We start from the raw sequence: 17,378 nt of genomic DNA on the forward strand, positions 1-17,378 counted from the left end.
TTTGCCGTGACGACCGGGTCACTCACTGTCTCCATCGACGACGTGACGGACGATGCAAATCAGCTTTGAGTTCGATCCGTGTCGTCTCGACTGATTCCGTCCACTGTGATGACGGGATCCGAACCATCGCCTCGCGATTGTCGTAGCCCACGCTGTATACGCCGATGCCCATTTCGGGTTCATATCGACTTGCTCGCAACACTTCGGGTGGTGCGATTTGTTCTATTTTTCTTACAAAATTCGTTTATCGTGTGCTGTCAATTACCATGGTGTCACAGAGGATCCAATGATTCGAATAATTGACACCGAGATGGAACATACTCTCTCCGAATACGCCTCCGACCTCGTCCTCCGCGAGTCAGTTCAGGAGATGCAAAGCGGTGTGGCGAAGATTGTCGAGGCACTCGACGACCGTACGGTCTGGATGGTAAACTCGACAGCAAGCGGCGGTGGTGTCGCCGAAATGATGCCGAAACTTATCGGACTCCTCCGTACACTCGGCATCGAGGCAAAATGGGCAGTCATCGACGTTGATGAGCCTGCGTTCTTCGAATTCACGAAAGACATTCACAACCTCCTCCACGGTGTGGGCGACCCCGATATCGTCGATCAAGAACGGATACTATACGAGCAAGCGAGTCGCTCGGTGGCCGATGAACTATCAGGGCGACTCTCCAACGAAGACATCCTCGTTGTGCACGATCCACAGCCACTTGCAGCGGGTGCGATGGTTGTTGAGGAACTTGGAATTCCTTCCATTTGGCGTTGTCACATCGGATCCGAACAACAGTCCGAAAAATCACAGGCAGCGTGGAAATTCTTGCAGCCGTGGATACAAGATTACGACCGAACCGTCTTCACGTTACCTACCTACGTTCCGCAACTATTCCGGGACGATTCGAACATTATTCCACCGGCAATCGACCCATTCAGCGCGAAAAATCGCCGCCTCAAAACACAGGAAGTTGCGGACATCCTCACGCGTGCCGAACTCATAACCACGAACCATCCGACGGAATCGTTTGACATGCCAGCACGACGACTGCAGGCCGATGGAACCTTTGCACCAGCGACCGAGCCGGACGACCTTGGATTGCTCTTTCGCCCCATCGTTTGTCAAATTTCCCGGTGGGATAGTCTCAAGGGATTCATACCGCTACTGCGTGGATTCGTCCAGCTCAAGCGGGACATCGGGGAATTTGCTCCTGTTGCCACTGGTGATTCTGAAATTCCCTCGGAACAGGCGGCAGGACAAGCACCGAACGGCGGGGAACAGATAACCACCAATGGCGACGCCGACATGCGTGAGTCAGTTCGTACCGATGCCCATCAGCGGCGGATCGACCACGCCAAACTCGTCCTCGTTGGTCCCGATCCGTCGTCAGTCGCTGACGATCCGGAGGGACAGGAAGCACTCGAAGCGATCGAGGACGCGTGGCACTCGCTGGATCCCGCGATTCAGGAAGATGTCGCCGTCATCGTGATGCCACCGGATCAACACGAAAGCGCGCTCGTCATCAATGCACTCCAACGCTGTGCGACGGTCGTCGCTCAAAATTCGATCCGCGAAGGGTTCGGCCTTACGGTCACCGAAGCGATGTGGAAACGGGCTGTTTTGATGGGTTCGGATACCGGCGGTATCGGCGTACAGATCCGCGACGGTGAGGATGGTCTGCTCGTTCCTGATGCAGCCGACCCCACCTCGGTCGCAAAAACGCTCGACGCGGTGTTCGCGGATGCAGAGCGGTGGGATACGTGGTCACACAACGCCCAACGGCGGGTCGCCGACAATTATCTCATCTTTGAGCAGGTGACCCGTTGGCTCGATACGATTAGCACGCTCGTTCAGTCATGACCACTCTGTTTTCGTGGGGGGTTGAATCTTCCACGTTTGAACTAGGTGCTGAAAATCCTCAATGGTATCGTTAGATTCGAGTATTGAGGGGGACACATTCCACTTCTGGTGCGATCTTTTACGTGAGGAAATGGCAGCGCCGATGTCTCTGTTTATCCCCACGTCCAGCGCGAGTCGAGGACGTACCGATAAATCCCGCTGCTCGCTATTACAATCGCGTTGGCGAGCAGATACAGCATATCACCCAGGTTAATGAGGACGAAAAGAATGCCGAGTTGGATCGGTATGGCAGTTCCACGAACCACGTCTGTTTTGAAGAGCCCGGTAAGAAAATCGCGGCGACTATCGTTCCGAGATAAATGGAACGTCCATGCGTTATTGAGAACATTCTGAAAAGAAATCGTGATTTCGATGGCAACGAATGCACCGAACAGGTAGTTTAGACCGGCCTTGTCGACGAACGTCCATGGCAGCACTAGTTGTACTCCAGCGGCCACGGTTCCGACGCAACGAACCGTCGGAACCGTGGTGCAATGGGTCCGTCCCAGGGGCCGCGAAAGTACTCCTGGAGTATCCCGACGGAACCAGCCAGATAATACTGATGATCGCAAAGAGCATCGATACTCCACTCAAGCCTCGTGTGAGCACCCACTGGCTGATTTCACGATAGAATAGATCTAGCCCGCGTACCTGCCGTCGATACGGAAGTGTGGTCAGCCGAACCGCGAGAATGAGGGGTGCGCAAGGGCCTGCAAGCAGACCACCAATCGTGAGTACGAGAAGGACAGGGAGAGTTGGTGTTCCCATTCCTCCCCGTACAGAATTTGTTCGATCAAAGACCAGATATCAAGAAGCGTAGTAAGAAGAACGATCGCAGCACCACCAGTAAAATAGCCACGGCGACGAAGACGACGCAATTGATAGATATCTCGGGAATTGCCCTCTGGGTTGTGATAGATACGAGCAGCGATCCAGCGGATACCTCCATACCAAAACCGATGAGGAGTGCATAGCCAAGGAAAATTGCACTACTCTCGGTCACCATTGGTCTACTGAATAGTGCTAATTTAAATTGTCGACTACTAAATCCTCCGTCTTCCGAAAATACAAGAGAATGACAGAGACAGCAGTGGAAGATGTGCTGAATTTGTCAACTGGAGTTCACACAAGGACTGATTTCATTCGTCTTTGCTTACGTGGATTCTACGTAATGAAGACGCCCATAAGGGATATATCCGATAATATCATTTTCCTCATTGCGAAGTTGTAGACCGTTGTCTCCTTCTCTAATGTTGTGACATTCAATTTCTTTATTGTCAATTGTCATTGCTACTAATTTCCCCATATAGTATGAAGTGAATCCAGAGTTAATCAAGTTTTCCAACAAATAGTCCTTTTGTACCCGATGGCTCACATCCTGCCATGCAGTCAAACGAGAGTAGGGTAGTGGAGAATGAAGCGTATCGGTCACTCAATGGTCTGTACCCGAAAATAACCTTGTTATCTGGCCTCTGCTTCTGAGGTGTGTTCGACAAGGACTAACCCATTCCCATAGAGGTCAGTTGCGATGGCTTCGATGCCATAGGGCTGTTCTGTCGGCTCCGAGGAAAATTCGATTCCCTTTTTACGCAGCGTTTCATATGTAGTTTGGCAATGACCTCCTCCACGCAGTAAACGACGTGGCATCCCACCATGGGATATCGGCCAGCGGCCTTCGAGGTTTCAACTCGCACTCTCACAGGAACCGGCAGCATACCGGAGGAACCTCTCGGTTTACCGTCCGTGGTAGGGCTGTGGCCCGGTCACTCAGACCCCATCTTCGTACGCAAAGTGATAGCCATTTAGGAGATAGAACAGTTCCACCGTGTTGAGGGCAGTTCGCTTGTTCCCATCCACGTATGGGTGATTTGCGACCAAGAGACGTATCATCGTTTCAAGCAATAACCCGTAGTAACCGCGATCAAATAGGATATGATAGTTTCCTTATTTCATAAAAGTAAATAGCAATACAGTAGTATTGTACTCTATGAGAAAATCAAAAAGGATAACTCGAAATTTCAAAAGTTTGGAAGGAGCGATTCGCCACTATTCTGCACCCCTCGTCTTTGTTCTCGTTTTCCTCCTCATTACCGCCGATATTCTGTTCCCTCACGCTATCGTTCTTACCTTTACCCACGTTGCACTCATCGGTATTCTCCTTCTTCTGCCGTATGTTCAATACATTCAGCGTGTCAAATGGGGCCCCTTCGAAGCAGAACTCGATCGGCAAATCGAAGAAACCCGAAAACGAGTTGCATCTCTTTCGGCCGAACGCAATCCTATTTCCGCTACCAATTCACAACCTATCGAACGACAGGAACAGATTAGACAACAACTGCTCGCATACATCGATGACGACCCCAAAGTAGCGGTTGTAACGCTTTGGATTGAAATAGAGAAGGCACTCAAAGCTCTAGTGCAAGAGGAGCAGCACCAGGACGTTATACACTATCGGGAAATCAATCGGAGATTACAAGCAAATACTGATATCTCGCTAGAACTGCTTGATAGTGTTCATCAGATACGAAACCTTCGAAATGAGGCACTCTATGGCGATGAAATCTCACGAAGAGACGCTCGCGAAATCATCCGGCTTGGAACTACTATCTTAGATCACCTCTCTGATCTCGCAGATACCGCAGACACCGACAGTATCAGCCGTCCACAAACGACCCAATAATACCTGGTTGAGAGCAACTGGTTCGGATCTCTACAACGGTTTTCATGATTCAAACTGGTCAAAAACTAGTAGGGTCGATATCCTCTATATGTTATTTAATATACATCAGTGGATGGGTCTGGTATGGTTTCGTCGACCGTCGCTTGATAGTCGACAATTCCAGCACCATCCTTTGGCTGGCCTTCAATGTCTCGAGCCCCTGATTCGAATGATTCAAGGACACCATCGGGAGACCAGTCGTCTTTTGTGTCTATGTACTTCGCGACCATTCCGGCGACCTCAGGTGCGGCAAACGACGTTCCAGAAGCTTTTACCCACTGTCCATCTAGTTGTTTCCCCATGTTTGTTTCATTGGCTTGCGCGAGACGATTATCTTTCCCGATTGCTGAGACATCAGGGTTATCACCATTTGGATTGTAGGAGGAAAATTCAGCCATTTTCCCGTCCTTCGTACATGCACCGATACTAAATGCCCCTTTCGCCGTTGCTGGGCTGCCACTCTTTGCCCCCGAATTCCCTGCAGCAACAACATCCCGGACTCCTTTTTCTATGAGTTTCGAATGAATCTGATCGAGTTTCTCCGACTGTTTTTGAGCGCCCCACGACATATTAACGACATTGTATCGATCATGGTTCTTATGGAGCCACTCATATGCTCGAAGAATAATGTTCATCTTCGTTTTCCCTTCACTCCCAAATATTCGGAGCGAAATGAGATCCGACGCAGGTGCAAGGCGAATTACTTGCCCAGCAACCGCTGTCCCATGACCAACTGCATCATCACTTCCTCCTGTTTCAGTAACATCGACTTGCGTCACCGCAGTACCTTCGAACACCGGATGACTCGTATCTATCCCTGAATCCATGACTACGACAGTCTGTTGTTCACCAGGAGCTGCTGATTCTGAGATATTGTGGAGCCTGCGTACGTCTTCGATCGTCGCTACGTCCGTCGGCTCTTCACTGATGAAATCCGGTTCGTATCGAAGTGATGCGCTAATATTGTCTTCAATGCCGACGATCTGCTTTTCGGCATGTAATTCTGCTTCGTTCTGTTCATCATATTTGACATATGCTGCTGACGCACTATTTCTCCCAAAATCGTACGTTTCGATGATCTCGCAGTTCGCTTCGACTGTTTTTGGTTCATCTGTGTAGAATATGATTTTCTCTGGCATCTTCTCTCTCCACCACGTTAATTGGTTCTGCCGTCTAAAATAGATTTCCCACGGTGTGAAATTAATGGATGTGTTAATAATTGATAAAATCGCTGCATGTAACAGTAGAATGTTTGATCGGAGTAGACAGATGCACGCTCGCTCTTGCATGACTGCAACCGACCGTATTTCTCTCAGCCACGGAGGAAGGACAAAGTCATACGAATTGAACTGGTAACAGTCTACATGGCACAACGAGACTCGGCGAAATCGCTGGAATGTCGATGCACGCGGTGTAAGTACAATAGTAACGGCACCTGCGGATATCAGGGAAGACTCCTCATCAATGCAAATGGCGAATGTGATATGATGGAAACGGGCTTTGGCGGCGACAAAGGCCCGTATGGAGACTGATCTGACCGCAAACCCAGGAACTGCCGAAATGGCACCAAAACGCCCACAGGTCGAACAGTTTGCCTTCGACCTTGATACTGCCAGGCTTATCGACGTCGCCAGTGAGGGCCACCACAAGCCCGAAGACCACCAGTACACAGTCTTCATTGATGTTGTGACGGGTGACGCGATGGCGTTACCTGCTCGCATCACGTCCACCGCAATGCCTTCTGCAAGCACATGGCCGCCGTTGAAACCGCGACCGACGACGGAACGCTCGAGGTGTTCCCGTCTGAGGTCGAAGACGAGACCGAACCCGAAGACTGCGACTGTGACGGCCTCGACGGCTTCCCGTGCTGGCCGTGCGTGAGGACAGGGTGAAAGTAACTGCCGAACGAACCACCGCTTCAGCCCTTTTTATCCATGGCACGGCAAGTAACATTCTCGGATATCACCGACTAGCGAACGCTCACGGTGAGTGAAAACAGAGTGACTGATAGGACTCCCAAAACATATACCGTTCTTTTACTTGGGAAGTGGCACCCTTTCAATAGACCCGAGGATGAGCTAACACTTCTCTATTGCATTTGATATTTCAATCTTGATCGGGGATTGTAACCGTTGATTGGCTATCAGCCACTCGAAATCCACCGGCCTCCTTTCGGGCAGACACTTCCTGCTGTGGATATGGAATTTTAATCCCTTCACGATCGTAGGCAAGTTTCACTGCTCGAACAACAGCTGTCACTGCACGCCATTTCCGTCGGCTACTTGGCTTCTCGATCCAGAACCGTAGTTCGAGAAGTACTGCAGAATCACCCAGCTGTTTCAATACCACGTCTGGACTGGGCACCGTTAGGATATCATCGACACCTTTCATAGCTTCCTTTGCAATAGCCATCGCATGATCGGGGTCGGCTTCATAGTCTACTCCTACCTCAACACCGAGACGTAGTCGTCCCTTTCGTCCGATATTGATGATTGTACTACTACTAACGACGTCGTTTGGGAGCATGATGTATTTCCCTTCGAACGTCTCGATACGAGTCGTGAAAATCGTGATGTCAGTCACGATTCCTTCATGCTCATCAATTTGTACCCAATCGCCAATCTCGAACGGCCGAGAAAACATGAGTTGAAAGCCAGCAAGCAACGACCCAAGCGTTTCATTCGCTGCTAATCCGATCGCGGCACCAAGCAGTCCAGCACCCACAAATAGCCCTTGAAGGTTTATCTTCCAGACACTCAATAGAGCAAGAAGACCAACGACATATACACCAATAATAGACAATCGGGAAACAACCTTTCCCTGGTGGCGCGTGATCTCCTCAGTTTGTTGTAAGAGCCGGTCAACAACTCGATCAACCATACCAGCGCTCACGTACGCTGCTGCACACACGCCGAGTGTTAGCGCGATCTGAAATCCGGTCCTTCTGACCGCGCCGAGTGCTTTTACACTCTCTCTCGCTTGGTTTGTTTGTTCCCAGATTACGACGTAAAGACTACTACTCACCCCAATGAGAATCAGACTCGCGATGAGTAGACCAACATTTACTAAACGAAATGGATAGTCACGTTTTGCAACCCGTGAGAGTCTCCAAAGGACCCACTCACAGAGGATGAACCCGATACCAACAATGAGTGAGAGGAAATACTTGCCCTCGGTACCCGGAAATTGATTAACAACCCACTGGAGGAGCGATACGAGAATCATCGACATCGCCCTCTCGTGAACTGGTATTGGGACGTGCTATCAAAGCGGGATATCCAGGTCTGGTGGTGTGGTTTTTGTACGATGCGTGCCATGCGTCACATTCGAACACAGTGCCGTCACAAGAATGTACCGAAGTTATATTTCATCTACAATTAAGATATCCTCAATCCGATGATGAGCAGATGACTGCTGCAATGATCCCAATTACTTATGCATCTTGGAGCCTGCTACCTTACATAATGTCACCCGCAGATTTTCAGCAATCACAGTCGGAGATCACCGACGATCTCCCGGCGATTGATTGTGATGCGTGTCAGTCTGCTCTCGACCCTGATAGCCAGCAGGCCGTGTCATTTCTCCTTTTGGATAACCTTCGAATCCCTCTTCTTAGTTGTGATGACCATCTCGAACAGTTCACTTCCATTTGTGGACTCACCTCTAACGACACAGCAGCACTTCTCCATCACCAGCCCGCTGGCGGTATCTCCTGTCCTGGCTGTCGCTTTGCGTCGTATTCTATGGCCCAATCCCTACTCCCAGTCCAAGACGGGGCAATTATACCCATCGCATGTCCGGAACATCAGTCAAAAATTATTCAGCGCTTTCAGACGGGGCTTCAGACTTATCAACAGCTAACCACCGGTCTCGATACGACTACCGGCTCCTTACTGTGAACTCTAGCGTGGTCACCGAGACCAGGAAGACGAGTGCGGAATACGGTGTGCATGGTGGGAAATCTACAGACAGTCAAGATGAGAGCCTCGGCGCTTGAGCCCGTGACGTGTGAGTCATTTCTATCGCGTTTGCTTCGGATCCAGATGGGACTTGGTTAGTACTACATACTAACTTCAGACACCCTCCGTGAACTCCTCTTGTACTATCGTTGTCCCGAACTCGTTGGAGAGCCTCGGGAGAGATTTGAACTCTCGACCGACTCCTTACAAAGGAGTTGCTCTGCCAGCCTGAGCTACCAAGGCACCTCGATATCACAAGACTCCCAACAAAAATCTTCTCCTTTCGAGTTTGTAGAGGGTACAATAATAGAAAACACCGATCGGGAGAACAGTCGACTCGAAATATCTGCTCTCAGTGATTGACTCTCCCGACTAACCCAGTGAGAAGGCTTACCAGCAACTATTTAGAAAATCTACATATAACCCATCTCCCTCCAGCAGTCCGAGCCGTTTCTGGTCTCATGGCAACTGTTTTTTTACTTCTCAGTGGTTACATGGCGACCCGCCTCTATCACATTGGATTCATGGACGCTGGGAGAGGACTGGGTGGCTTGTTGCTTGGAATTATCGTTCCTGCTGGGTTCGGACTCCTCTTTTCATATCTCACGCTGACCGGAAACTCCGAGAAGCAGAATGCGTAATCGAGCTTTTTGCCTAAGTCTGCCGCTCCACGAACGCTCACAGAATCTGCTTCGTGCGAACCACTGTCTGAGGACAAAGTGAGAAACGACATCGTATACATCTAATATCTAGCAGACAGAAATTTCGAGCAAAAATGTCGGTTGTCCCAGATGACTGGAATGACCCAGAGTCATTCAATGAAATGCTTTACGAGATTGGATGGTTTGTCCTTGCGATTCTCGTTTTCAGCATCGCCCCCTTCTTGGTCTCCTTTCACTATACAAGATCGCTCACACCCACGCTGGCCATCGTCTCGATTGGCATTGGAATCGCACTTGGTACTAATCTGGTTTATGTCTCGCATACAAGTGATTTCGTTCGAAACGCTTGGGAGAGTGACAAACTTCGATTTTGGTGTGATTCTCACCGTCTGTCTTTTGGGACAGGCATTGCTCCGGCTGGTTCCCTTGTGAACACCGCCGTCGCTATTGCAACATTTATTACTGCAATCCCGATTCGAGTCTTCGTTTATTCTCTTGTGTATAGCCATCCCAGGTAAGGTTTCTCTTTCAACTGATCGGTGTACTGACTGCCTTCGAGGTAGGCACGACTAATGATTCAATTTGTTCTGCATGATATTGCGTTCGAGGGCTTACTGGTCCTCTGGAGTCCACCAGATAGCCACCCGCGGACTCAATTTCCCCAGTTCCAACTCACCGCGTTCATGAAGCTCCTCGAGCCGCTGATGGATTGGTCGCCGTTCCACCTCGACCGTATCTGCGACCCACCGAGCGGTCACCGCGGGAAACTCAGCCTCACTACTCTAAGCGAACATCTGTTTGGGCTACTGCCTCTTCGAGACTGCCTTCCGCGATCAATTTAGCGGTCGCAGCGATCGTATCGCTCAACTGTGTATCTTCCTGTGGGAAATTAACAGACTCCTCGATACAATCAATCACGTTCATCAGCGGATCACTAGGCGACCTATCAGATGCCAGCTGATACCACCGAATTGCACAGAGTAATTCAATCGCGAGGATATACCGTGATTTCTCGATCTGTTGCCGAAGTGCCCGTGTCGCTATCGTCCCCATACTATGGATATCCTCCTGTCCAGCCAAGACAGTAATCGAATGGGCACTTATGGAGCTATCCGCAATCGATTCAGCGAGTAGGCCAGCGGCCGTGTACTGTGCAATCATCATCCCAGACTCTGCACCAGGGCGTGCCGTCAAGAATGCCGCGACATCACTACTCTCCTCCCCATCAAGCAATTGTCGCGTTCGACTCTCGCTAATTGATCCGAGCTTCGTGATGACATTTGCAAGTGTATCATACTGAGAGTGAGCAGATGTTTGGGAGAGGGTTGAACGAGCTCTTAGAATACATAGAGTATGCTCAGAGGGGAGGGCACTATCTCGATGATATGAATGTTCCGGTGGAAGGATTCCTGATTACAGACGGTGTCAATGCTGCTGCGGAAGTCGAGAGGTGCAACACAAAACTGCCGCTGAATTGAATTTCAATGGCCTACTATAGTATTAGAGAACAGGATAATCGATGTTCTTCAGTTTAACATACTTCTGCTCGTACTTGTACTCAGTATTCAAATACATATTATTAGTCAAAATGCTTATTTAGTGGTTCAATTACTGGCTACTTGGCTGCATGAATCGACGTACATTCCTCCAGGTAGTTGGCGGAACAACCGCACTTAGTGTTGGAGTAAAGGACACAGCACCAGTATTGGCAACGGACAAAACGAACCGAAACACAGTCTCACGGAACAATGCTCGTGGAAATACAGGAACAACTCAGACAGTATCGACAAACGGTCCAACAGGTCCCTATGTAACTACACGATGGTCCATTGATCACGGATTTGACGAACTCTCTGGGAGTCCTACCATCCATGATGGCACAGTATATGTTGGAGAACAGACTGATTACGTCTTGGATTCAGGGAAAATTATCGCTTATGACGAAGAAACAGGCGACCGTAGATGGGTTCGTAGGCGAAACCCAAAAACCGGTCATCTAATTGGTAGACCACGGCATGCCCCCGTAGCTAGTGAGGGACGCCTCTTTTTCGTTGGATCTCAAGACCCAGAAGTAGATTATCACCTTGGAGGGGTCTATGCGCTAGATGCGCAGAGCGGAAGGATCGAATGGTTTCGGGACAATATCATCCGTCCTCCGACGCTAGATGTCGTTGATGACCGAGTCTATCTTGGTTCTCACGCGCTTGATGCCTCAACGGGACAAACGATCTGGAAAGGGGAACAAAATGAACAGTTACTCGGGCTCGTCGATGGGATTGTGTTTACTCAATTCCCAGAAACACTCGGTGAAGATCCTGTGACCCATCTCATTGCTCGAAACGCAGCAGATGGAACACAACGGTGGCGGGTTCCTGCGCCAGAGAGTTGGATGGACGCTGCCGTGACTCCAAACACACTCTATCTTACGAGCGATGACGCCGATGGAAATCGGAGTTATGAGAATGGGCTGTTTCCCGGCCGACCACTGTCCGTCTATGCGTATTCAACCACAGATGGAAGCAAGCAGTGGGAAAGGACTGTTCGTGCTCGTGGTGAAGGGAATCGGCCTTACGTAAGTGCTCCTGCTGTTGACGACTCTCATGTCTATGTTAGCACACGTTCATCATTCAGCGCACTCCTTGATTATGCGGATCATCCAATAGATGCAGCAGGAACGGTCTATGCCCTCGACCGTGAGAATGGTGTCGAGCGCTGGCGATTTGAAACACCTGCACATGTAGATGCTGCACCAACGGTCGCAGGGAATACCGTTTACGTCGCTGCTCGGTATTATAATTGTCCAGGGGCACCACCGTCGGGACATCACCCGCCACGAAATGTAATTTATGCCCTTGAGACAGCAACTGGCGCAGAACGCTGGAGTTACGCTGTAGATGCGCGTGCTCCAGGTCTATCACCATCGATTGCAAATGGGAAACTCTACTTCGCAGTTAGTGGAGCCAGTGATATTATAGAGGGATGGCTTGGAGTGGTTGAATCGACAGACTGTCAACCCTCCTGTGAGCACCAGGTCGCGGATGACGGCAAAACACGAACCGTACAAGCATCGAACGGGTGCTAGCCAAATTTGATCACAATCAATATTGTGAGTGCGTAAGCACCGGGAGAACGTCGACGTGACTATCGTGAGTGTGAGACGATTTCACGCTCGGAGAGTACGTTCCACACGATATGTGTTCATTAGATACGTAGCGGTTGAATATTCAAACACTTTCAGATTTGATAAGTAAATTTTAGGTCTGGGTTCTGCCATCCCATATAGTTCTCCCGGCCGTTCGAAAACCATTGTGTTATCTACGATTAAATAGCAAATAGATAATATTATTATTAATTATGGCCTATATCTCTACTGCGGTGCAGAAAAATGAGCGACAAAAAAATAATTGCAGAAGCGGAAAAAATCGGAGTCGGTAACCCGTACGCACTGGCTGAACTCATCAAAGACGAGAAAATAGAGTGGAGTGAAATCGACGATGTCGAACAATTCCTCGAAGAAAACCTTGGAACGCCCTACGAGGAACTATTCGACCCGAAATTCGACTCACCACTATATCCCAACATCACTGTCACCGAAGACGGTACCATCGAACGAAGGGCATCTGAAACCGATGACAAGGAAGACGAGCTCACCCCGGACGTCGAAGTTTCGACAGATCAGGACGACTCGCTGTCGAGGTCCATCTCCACTCTCCCACCGGAGGTTCGAACACTCGTCGTCGGATCAGGAAAGAAAGATGAAGACGACTCAGTTGCCATGGATGGTGGTGTTAAAGTAGAAGGCCCCGCGGATTTCGCAGAGACAAGTGGGAAAGATAACAAACATGATGGGGACGTGGTCGATATGGACGTCGACACTACCGACCTAACGTCCGGAGCGACCGCCCCGACTCTCCTGGAATCAGACGCTCCGGAACCGACTGATCTTGAACGGCGGCTCGATGTTGGCTGGGAACCAGCAGGTATCGACTGGATAGACGCCGGTGAAATATTCAAACAGGGTGCCGAACAATTCGACCCGGTTCAAGGAGCGGTGGGTGACTGTTATTTCATCGCAGCGCTTTCGGCAGTGGCGTGGACGAAACCGTCGCTGCTCCGTCACACGGTGTACGCCGACACTAGCGACCACAGATCGCTCTTCAGGTTCTTCGACGGAAACTCGTCGAAGTATGCAGTGGCGAGTGAACGAATCCCACTCCGTGAAGGATCGAACAACTTCATCTATGCTCGTTCCGCGGAACATCACCAGAAAGACGGCGAGGTTTGGCCAGCAGTCTACGAGAAAGCCTACGCGATATGGAAAACCGGCGCAACCGACGACAAACCCGAGATTCCAGCGATCGCTGGCGGAGATCCTGTCCGAGCCTGTGCGGAACTAGCCGGGTCGGGACGGAAGTACTATGGAACGAAGACGCGCAGCGGCGACCAACTCTGGGACATCGTCCGTGGCAACTCCCGTGGTGGCAAGACATTCAATCCGATGGTTGCGTGGACGTATCCATCTGCCAGCGCCGCGCCGGATAGAATCGACTACGGCTCTGCGAAAATCGTTGCTAACCATGCCTACACTGTCCTCGGATGGATGTATCGGAGTAGCACACGTTACATGGTGCTTCGGAACCCGTGGGGGCAACACGAAGCGACTGTTGGCGTCGTTGGTGGAAAGTATCAATACTTAGAAGACGGTGCTTGGAAGTCCATTGACCTGTCCAACTCGGATGGTGTGTTCGCCATCGAAGCCGACACATTCAAGCGGTACTTCGCTGGGCTCGGAGTCAACGCGTAGTCGTGCCATCAAACATCATTTTTGGTTTTCTACAAACTGAAAATGATAGATAGAACAAACTGTATATTATTTTATATTTGGTGGGATTTTCCCTAAATCACGAGTCACTAGTAAGTCAATGGGGCCGCTACCGAAGACCGCGACGGTGTCACCCGCCCTAATACTTGATCAACGAGACGGCACAGCAATACGCACAGTGGGAATTCGTCCGTTGACTAGAGGATTGTTAAACGCACCTAGTGATACCGACACAACCTCGGTAATCCGGACAGATTGGAGGGCTTATTTGCTGGCGTAGCTACTTAGTAGTATCTTCACACCAAGGTAATTGATGGAGGAGCGTTTAGCCTAAGCTGAGATGTCTACTGATATCGCTCAATGTCCTAAATGTGGATGGACTGGGAATGCAACGAATTGTGTGATTGATGGGGATGATCGGCAATGTCCCGTCTGCCAACACTCGATTCGACATAGTTGAGTTCCCGTCGTTCTCATAACACCCGGTGACGTCTCGCCAGAACGAACCGAGACGGCACAGAAACGCGCACAGGCCGAATAATTCGCCTTCGACGTCGAGGCCCCCGGACTCATCGACGTCACCAACGAGAGCCACGAGACCCCCGCAGCCCACCAGTATATCGTGTCCATCGACGACGTGACTGAGGAACTGATGGCCTGCACCTGCCCGCATCACGTCCACCGCAACGCTGTCTGCAAACACATGGCGGCAGTTGAGAACGCAACCGACGACGGGACACTCAACGCATTCACCTTCGAGGACGGCAACAATGCCGAACCAGACGACTGCGACTGTGACGGTCCCGGTGGCTTCCCATGCTGGCCATGCGTGAGGTCCAGGCGGAAGGAACTGACAAAATAACAATAGTTTCGAGTCTATTTTTCAACTATACGTAAATGAATTAGTAACGATCTGAGGAGGTGCTAAGTAGCGGGAGTTCGATCCCAGAATGGGAACCATGATCCTCAGTTCTTCAGTCATCGCGATGCTGATCATTTAGACCAGCGAAACTCGTATCAACTGATATTGTGCGTTCGTCCACAGTAGATTGACGAACGTCATGGTGTGTAATCGCATAAAAAAGCAGGTCAAGTCCCAGCGTCAGCAAGACTCCTTCGCATGATTGGAGTAGAAGGAGTTCGCTTCCTTTTAGAAGATAATCGTCGCTGCAAACAAACAGGTATCCCGCCCATTAGCCCCACCTATAATAGCCCTCGGCAAAAAACACTACCCTATGTACGACCGCATTCTTCTACCGACCGACATGAGTGCCGGGATCGATCAAGCGATCGAGCATACGCTTGACGCCGCAGAACGATACTCTGCGGAACTGCACATTCTATATGTCGTGGACGCTGAGGCGTACAGTTCGTATCCCGGCGACGAATACGTCCACGAGTTCGAAGGGCTCGAAAGTGCGCTCGAACAGGCCGGGACGCACGCCGTCGAAGACATTGCACAGGAGGCTGCCGATGCTAATATTCCAACAGTCACAGAGATTCGCCACGGCGTCCCGCACGAGGAAATCCTCGAATACGTGGACGAAGCAGATATCGGACTGACCGTCGTCGGATCAAAGAATCGGTCCGGCGAATACAGGCGAATGCTCGGCAGCGTTGCCGAACGGATCGCTCATATGTCCGAACGGCCGGTGACAATCGTGAAGACGTCCGTCGAGGGAGAATGAGACAGGAGATAGGACAGAACCCTCACTCTAGAGAATCGCTTGCAGACGGCAGAAAACGGGGCCAGAAGGGGTGTTGTCTAACCGGTACGAGAGGTACGCGACGAAGCCTGCAAATACGATTTGACCGGGTGATGTCTGCTGAAATTAAACTCTATGAGGCAGGTCGAGACCATCCTTCGGGTACTTCCGGCCCGGCACCAAGCGCTTATCACTGTACCGAACATTGATATTTGCAAGAGGCGCGGTGATACTGGTATGAGTACAACTAACACCTCGACTCGCTCGAAAGCTATCGGTGCAGGTATCGGTATCGGGGTCGGTATTGGTGCCGGATGGGGTATAGTGATGGCCCAAATTATGGGTGGCGAGACCTCGACGGGACTCACAATCGGTGCGGGTGCCGGGTTAGTGATTGCGCTCATTTCTGGGGCCGCGGTGTATCATACCGCGACAACCGACTGAACAAATTAACCAGGAATTGGGCAATACAGGCAGTCTACTTATTGGATTCCTCACGAAACGCTTTCTGTTGCCCATCCCATAACACGGGGTATGTCCACAACTGTCGCAAAAGCCGATGCGGACGAGACTTGTGCGTACTGTGAATCGCGGATCTTCGACCACGACCCAATCTGTGTACGCGACTGTGAAGACCAGTGTAACTCGCCCGTGTACTTCTGTAACTATGCTTGTCTGTCGGCGTACATAGACGAGAACAACCTCACGGCGGGTGATGCATGTGAGTGGAATCCCGACGAAAGCGACTGTTGCTAGTCGGCTGTATTGTTAGATTCGCATATCCTCCACTTAGCGGCTGTTTCAGCGGTCGTGCTGATTGCAAGGCGCGTAATGTTCAGATCGCGATCACAGTTCGAAGTCGAATTCAGATGAGTGCAGGCCATCTCCCGCGTCTTCCATGACCGGCCAGCAAGCTGACAGTGAGGGCGGCCACGAAGCTTACACCGATGTGAATGGGGAAACTGAACACATCATCTACACCGGGAACGTTGACATAGCTCATTCCCGCGATTGCGACGAACGCGACACCGAATGTCGCGTAAGCAACGAGGGCCGATGCAGCGATTCCCGAGAGGCGGTCAGCATATACGCTGATAATCCCGCCTACCAGCAGCCCGATGACGAGACCGACGAAGACGCCGATAATTCCTATCGCAGGTGCTTCCCCGGCTCCGAGCAGTTCGATTGTCGCGGCACCAGTCAACAAAAAGGTGGTGACGGCGGCACCCGCTCCGAGAGCTATTGTACGAGTGTTCATGGGAGTAATATCGCGTTTATAGGACAAATAGTTGGAGCCTGATTCTCAGAAACCAAGACCTCCGCCCACATTTGGAATCTGAGATATGCCTACCCGATCTTTCAGTCAATTCACTGAGAGGGAACTGCTGCTCGGCCAAAATATTCTGGTAGGTATTCCCGGTCGTCAGGCCCTTCCGAAGCCAGACCCACTCATTCCGTAGCTGATTGTGGTGAGCCACCTAAGGATATGCTCATCCCATAGCGTTGGGATTATCACAGGTCAATGCTGCATTCAGGGAGCGAATCGGTCACTGTCTCTGATTCTCTAACGGTTGCTGCTCTCGCTGGCTAGTTTGTGGTCGATTTCCTCGATACTT

At 50.6% G+C, this 17,378-nt stretch carries 15 protein-coding genes, 1 tRNA gene and 2 pseudogenes; 11 read left to right on the top strand and 7 right to left on the bottom strand.

All coding sequences use genetic code 11. From position 1 onward, the window contains the following. The first annotated feature begins 286 nt into the window (after nt 1-286). Complete coding sequence (locus tag ACN2TU_RS21725; protein WP_435158382.1) at nt 287-1,855, top strand: glycosyltransferase; 1,569 nt, start codon at nt 287-289, stop codon at nt 1,853-1,855. Nucleotides 1,856-2,007: 152 nt separating this feature from the next. Here the strand turns inward: ACN2TU_RS21725 and ACN2TU_RS21730 are convergent. Together ACN2TU_RS21730 and ACN2TU_RS21735 are read right to left on the bottom strand one after the other, a co-directional pair. Next, nucleotides 2,008-2,429: pseudogene (locus ACN2TU_RS21730) on the bottom strand (GtrA family protein). 1,235 nt (nt 2,430-3,664) lie between these two features. Then, nucleotides 3,665-3,781 (bottom strand): annotated as a pseudogene (locus ACN2TU_RS21735) (type II toxin-antitoxin system death-on-curing family toxin); the annotation flags it as partial. Between the two features lie 100 nt (nt 3,782-3,881). Here ACN2TU_RS21735 and ACN2TU_RS21740 point away from each other — a divergent pair. Further along, entirely contained in the window at nt 3,882-4,574 is a 693-nt protein-coding gene (locus ACN2TU_RS21740) for a hypothetical protein (RefSeq protein WP_435158383.1), read from the top strand. Between the two features lie 95 nt (nt 4,575-4,669). On the opposite strand, the gene ACN2TU_RS21745 is transcribed toward ACN2TU_RS21740, so the two are convergent. Continuing rightward, the gene (locus ACN2TU_RS21745; protein ID WP_435158384.1) at nt 4,670-5,752 is read right to left on the bottom strand and encodes a S8 family peptidase; all 1,083 of its coding nucleotides are present in this window, start codon (nt 5,750-5,752) and stop codon (nt 4,670-4,672) included. A 225-nt stretch (nt 5,753-5,977) separates the two neighbouring features. Here ACN2TU_RS21745 and ACN2TU_RS21750 point away from each other — a divergent pair, with 225 nt between their 5' ends. Beyond that, nucleotides 5,978-6,145: a hypothetical protein gene (locus ACN2TU_RS21750; protein ID WP_435158385.1), complete on the top strand. Its 168-nt coding sequence runs from the start codon at nt 5,978-5,980 to the stop codon at nt 6,143-6,145. A 219-nt stretch (nt 6,146-6,364) separates the two neighbouring features. Next, nucleotides 6,365-6,505 (top strand): hypothetical protein, encoded by a 141-nt coding sequence (locus tag ACN2TU_RS21755; RefSeq protein WP_435158386.1) that lies wholly within the window; start codon nt 6,365-6,367, stop codon nt 6,503-6,505. Between the two features lie 214 nt (nt 6,506-6,719). Here ACN2TU_RS21755 and ACN2TU_RS21760 read toward each other — a convergent pair whose 3' ends face one another. Both ACN2TU_RS21760 and ACN2TU_RS21765 read right to left on the bottom strand, forming a co-directional pair. Then, nucleotides 6,720-7,838 carry a mechanosensitive ion channel family protein gene (locus ACN2TU_RS21760; RefSeq protein WP_435158387.1) on the bottom strand — a complete coding sequence of 373 codons (1,119 nt, stop codon included), beginning with the start codon at nt 7,836-7,838 and terminating at the stop codon, nt 6,720-6,722. Nucleotides 7,839-8,741: 903 nt separating this feature from the next. After that, nucleotides 8,742-8,815: transfer RNA gene (locus tag ACN2TU_RS21765), tRNA-Thr, on the bottom strand. Between the two features lie 218 nt (nt 8,816-9,033). Between ACN2TU_RS21765 and ACN2TU_RS21770 the strand changes: the two genes are divergently transcribed. Further along, entirely contained in the window at nt 9,034-9,213 is a 180-nt protein-coding gene (locus ACN2TU_RS21770; RefSeq protein ID WP_435158388.1) for a hypothetical protein, read from the top strand. Between the two features lie 798 nt (nt 9,214-10,011). Here ACN2TU_RS21770 and ACN2TU_RS21775 read toward each other — a convergent pair. After that, the gene (locus tag ACN2TU_RS21775; RefSeq protein ID WP_435158437.1) at nt 10,012-10,641 is read right to left on the bottom strand and encodes an aromatic amino acid lyase; all 630 of its coding nucleotides are present in this window, start codon (nt 10,639-10,641) and stop codon (nt 10,012-10,014) included. A 220-nt stretch (nt 10,642-10,861) separates the two neighbouring features. Between ACN2TU_RS21775 and ACN2TU_RS21780 the strand changes: the two genes are divergently transcribed. The 6 genes from ACN2TU_RS21780 (at nt 10,862) to ACN2TU_RS21805 (ending at nt 16,518) form a co-directional block, all read left to right on the top strand. After that, on the top strand, nt 10,862-12,316 hold the full coding sequence (locus ACN2TU_RS21780; protein WP_435158389.1) for an outer membrane protein assembly factor BamB family protein: 1,455 nt from the start codon (nt 10,862-10,864) through the stop codon (nt 12,314-12,316). A gap of 303 nt (nt 12,317-12,619) precedes the next feature. Further along, the gene (locus tag ACN2TU_RS21785) at nt 12,620-14,038 is read left to right on the top strand and encodes a C2 family cysteine protease (RefSeq protein WP_435158390.1); all 1,419 of its coding nucleotides are present in this window, start codon (nt 12,620-12,622) and stop codon (nt 14,036-14,038) included. Between the two features lie 640 nt (nt 14,039-14,678). Next, nucleotides 14,679-14,918 (top strand): SWIM zinc finger family protein, encoded by a 240-nt coding sequence (locus ACN2TU_RS21790; protein WP_435158391.1) that lies wholly within the window; start codon nt 14,679-14,681, stop codon nt 14,916-14,918. A 373-nt stretch (nt 14,919-15,291) separates the two neighbouring features. Then, complete coding sequence (locus ACN2TU_RS21795; protein ID WP_435158392.1) at nt 15,292-15,744, top strand: universal stress protein; 453 nt, start codon at nt 15,292-15,294, stop codon at nt 15,742-15,744. 255 nt (nt 15,745-15,999) lie between these two features. Then, nucleotides 16,000-16,206 (top strand): hypothetical protein, encoded by a 207-nt coding sequence (locus tag ACN2TU_RS21800; RefSeq protein WP_435158394.1) that lies wholly within the window; start codon nt 16,000-16,002, stop codon nt 16,204-16,206. A 90-nt stretch (nt 16,207-16,296) separates the two neighbouring features. Further along, on the top strand, nt 16,297-16,518 hold the full coding sequence (locus ACN2TU_RS21805) for a hypothetical protein (protein WP_435158396.1): 222 nt from the start codon (nt 16,297-16,299) through the stop codon (nt 16,516-16,518). 109 nt (nt 16,519-16,627) lie between these two features. Here the strand turns inward: ACN2TU_RS21805 and ACN2TU_RS21810 are convergent, their stop codons facing one another. Continuing rightward, entirely contained in the window at nt 16,628-17,020 is a 393-nt protein-coding gene (locus tag ACN2TU_RS21810; protein ID WP_435158397.1) for a DUF8147 domain-containing protein, read from the bottom strand. Nucleotides 17,021-17,378: the final 358 nt, after the last annotated feature.

It is taken from the genome of Haladaptatus marinus (assembly GCF_051194195.1).

Coding starts and splice junctions, on each gene's coding strand:
- ACN2TU_RS21725 (WP_435158382.1), top strand. CDS start 287: ATGATTCGAATAATTGACACCGAGATGGAACATACTCTCTCCGAATAC.
- ACN2TU_RS21740 (WP_435158383.1), top strand. CDS start 3,882: ATGAGAAAATCAAAAAGGATAACTCGAAATTTCAAAAGTTTGGAAGGA.
- ACN2TU_RS21745 (WP_435158384.1), bottom strand. CDS start 5,752: ATGCCAGAGAAAATCATATTCTACACAGATGAACCAAAAACAGTCGAA.
- ACN2TU_RS21750 (WP_435158385.1), top strand. CDS start 5,978: ATGGCACAACGAGACTCGGCGAAATCGCTGGAATGTCGATGCACGCGG.
- ACN2TU_RS21755 (WP_435158386.1), top strand. CDS start 6,365: ATGGCCGCCGTTGAAACCGCGACCGACGACGGAACGCTCGAGGTGTTC.
- ACN2TU_RS21760 (WP_435158387.1), bottom strand. CDS start 7,838: ATGATTCTCGTATCGCTCCTCCAGTGGGTTGTTAATCAATTTCCGGGT.
- ACN2TU_RS21770 (WP_435158388.1), top strand. CDS start 9,034: ATGGCAACTGTTTTTTTACTTCTCAGTGGTTACATGGCGACCCGCCTC.
- ACN2TU_RS21780 (WP_435158389.1), top strand. CDS start 10,862: ATGAATCGACGTACATTCCTCCAGGTAGTTGGCGGAACAACCGCACTT.
- ACN2TU_RS21785 (WP_435158390.1), top strand. CDS start 12,620: ATGAGCGACAAAAAAATAATTGCAGAAGCGGAAAAAATCGGAGTCGGT.
- ACN2TU_RS21795 (WP_435158392.1), top strand. CDS start 15,292: ATGTACGACCGCATTCTTCTACCGACCGACATGAGTGCCGGGATCGAT.
- ACN2TU_RS21800 (WP_435158394.1), top strand. CDS start 16,000: ATGAGTACAACTAACACCTCGACTCGCTCGAAAGCTATCGGTGCAGGT.
- ACN2TU_RS21805 (WP_435158396.1), top strand. CDS start 16,297: ATGTCCACAACTGTCGCAAAAGCCGATGCGGACGAGACTTGTGCGTAC.
- ACN2TU_RS21810 (WP_435158397.1), bottom strand. CDS start 17,020: ATGAACACTCGTACAATAGCTCTCGGAGCGGGTGCCGCCGTCACCACC.